General features: G+C 69.2%; 3 protein-coding genes. All 3 read left to right on the forward strand.

The window, feature by feature from the left end:
- Window positions 1-1,012 (forward strand): vitamin B12 dependent-methionine synthase activation domain-containing protein (locus tag ACY34M_RS41805; RefSeq protein ID WP_462723964.1); only part of this gene is annotated, 1,012 nt, incomplete at its 5' end.
- The gene (metF, locus tag ACY34M_RS41810; RefSeq protein WP_462723963.1) at window positions 1,009-1,869 is read left to right on the forward strand and encodes a methylenetetrahydrofolate reductase [NAD(P)H]; all 861 of its coding nucleotides are present in this window, start codon (window positions 1,009-1,011) and stop codon (window positions 1,867-1,869) included. The genes ACY34M_RS41805 and metF, both read left to right, overlap by 4 nt.
- Window positions 1,859-2,668, forward strand: an 810-nt coding sequence (locus ACY34M_RS41815; RefSeq protein ID WP_462723962.1) for an adenosylhomocysteinase, incomplete at its 3' end; no start/stop codon positions are given. The genes metF and ACY34M_RS41815, both read left to right, overlap by 11 nt.

The following is a 2,668-nucleotide window of genomic DNA, read 5'->3' on the forward strand; positions in this document are numbered from 1 at the left end:
CGCCGCGCTGACCCGGGCGTATGTCGAGCAGGACCTGCACGAGATCTACGAGGGCGAAGTCCGTTACGCCCGCGACGCGTTCGAGGGCCTGCGCCTGATGGACGCCCTCATCGCGGTCAAGCGCGGCGTCCCCGGCGCCACCCTGCCCGAGCTGAGGCAGCGCCGGGTGCCCAAGCGGGAGTTGGTCCTCGAAGAGCCGCAGGATGTCGGCCGCTCGGACGTCGCCGTCGACAATCCGACCCCCGAGCCGCCGTTCTGGGGCACCCGCGTGGTCAAGGGCATCCAGCTCAAGGAGTACGCGTCCTGGCTCGACGAGGCCGCGCTGTTCAAGGGCCAGTGGGGACTCAAGGGCGACACCATCGAGACCGAGGGCAGGCCGCGACTGCGCATGTGGCTCGACCGGCTGCGCACGGAGAACCTGCTCGAAGCGGCCGTGGTCCACGGCTACTTCCCCTGTGTGTCCAAGGGTGACGACCTGATCATCCTGGACGACGCGGGTAACGAGCGGACCCGCTTCACCTTCCCGCGCCAGCGCCGCGGCCGCCGCCTCTGCCTGGCCGACTTCTTCCGCCCCGAGGAGTCTGGCGAGACCGACGTCGTCGGCCTCCAAGTCGTCACCGTCGGATCGAAGATCGGTGAGGCGACCGCCGAGCTGTTCGCCTCCGACTCCTACCGCGACTACCTCGAACTGCACGGCCTGTCGGTGCAGTTGGCCGAGGCACTCGCCGAGTACTGGCACGCCCGCGTCCGCACCGAGCTCGGCATCGACGGCAGCGATCCGTCCGCGATGGACGGCATGTTCCGCACCGAGTACCAGGGGTGCCGCTACTCGCTCGGCTACCCGGCCTGCCCCGACCTGGCGGACCGCGCCAAGATCGCGCAGCTCCTGGAGCCCGAGCGGATCGGCGTCCAGCTGTCCGAGGAGTTCCAGCTCCACCCCGAGCAGTCCACCGACGCCATCGTGATCCACCACCCCGAGGCGAGCTACTTCAACGCGGGAGGCCGCGCATGACGACGTTCTCCTTCGAGTTCTTCCCGCCCGGGACGGCCAAGGGCGAGCAGTCCCTGTGGCAGGCCGTCCGCCGCATCGAACCGCTCGCGCCCGACTTCGTGTCCGTCACCTACGGTGCCGGTGGTTCCTCGCGCGAGCGCACCATCGACGTCACCAAGCGGATCGTGGCCGAGACGACGCTGCGCCCCGTGGCGCACCTGACGGCCGTCGGCCACTCGGTCGCCGAACTGCGCCGCATCATCGGCCAGTACGCGGACGCCGGGGTGCGCGACGTCCTCGTCTTGCGCGGGGATCCGCCCGGCGACCCCAAGGGGTCGTGGACCCCGCACCCGGACGGCTACACCCACGCGTACCAACTCGTCGAACTGGTGCGGTCGCTGGGGGAGTTCACCATCGGCGTCGCGGCGTTCCCCGAGAAGCACCCGCGGTCACCGGACTGGGACAGCGACATCCGGCACTTCGTGGCCAAGTGCCGCGCGGGCGCCGACTACGCCATCACCCAGATGTTCTTCGACGTGGAGGACTACCTGCGGCTGCGCGACCGGCTCGCCGCCGCCGGCTGCACGACACCGGTCATCCCGGAGATCATGCCGGCCACCGACGCCCGCCAGATCCGGCGGTTCGCCGAACTCTCCGACGCCGCCTTTCCGGAGGACCTGGCCCACCGCCTGGAAGTCGCCCGCGAGCGGCCCGACGACGCGTACCGGATCGGTGTCGACCATGCCACCGCCATGGCGGAGCGACTGCTCGCCGAAGGCGCCCCCGGCCTGCACTACATCACGCTCAACAGGTCCACCGCGGCCCTGGACATCCACCGCAACGTACTGAACAGCTCAAGGAGCCTTCATGTCAGCTGAGTTCACCGACTTCAAGGTCGCCGATCTCTCCCTCGCCGAGTTCGGCCGCAAGGAGATCACGCTCGCCGAGCACGAGATGCCCGGCCTGATGTCGATCCGCAAGGAGTACGCCGACGCCCAGCCGCTCGCGGGCGCCCGGATCACCGGCTCCCTCCACATGACCGTGCAGACGGCCGTGCTCATCGAGACCCTCGTCGCGCTCGGCGCCGAGGTCCGCTGGGTCTCCTGCAACATCTTCTCGACACAGGACCACGCCGCCGCGGCCGTCGCCGCCGCCGGGATTCCCGTCTTCGCCTGGAAGGGCGAGACGCTGGAGGAGTACTGGTGGTGCACGGAGCAGGCGCTGACCTGGCCCGGACAGACCGGTCCGAACATGATCCTGGACGACGGCGGTGACGCCACCATGCTCGTCCACCTGGGTGTCGAGCGGCAGAAGACGGGCAAGCTGCCCGAGGCGTCCAACGAAGAACTGGTCGTCGTACACGGCCTGTTGGAGAACAGCACGCTCGACTGGACCGCCATCGCCTCGGAGATCCGCGGTGTGACGGAGGAGACCACGACGGGTGTCCACCGCCTGTACGAGATGCAGCGTGACGGCTCGCTGCTGTTCCCCGCGATCAATGTGAACGACGCGGTGACGAAGTCGAAGTTCGACAACAAGTACGGCTGCCGTCACTCGCTCGTCGACGGCATCAACCGTGCCACGGACGTCTTGATCGGCGGCAAGACCGCTCTGGTGTGCGGCTACGGCGACGTGGGCAAGGGGTGTGCGGAGTCGTTGCGCGGCCAGGGTGCCCGT

This window comes from Streptomyces sp. EDA2-14 (assembly GCF_054963755.1).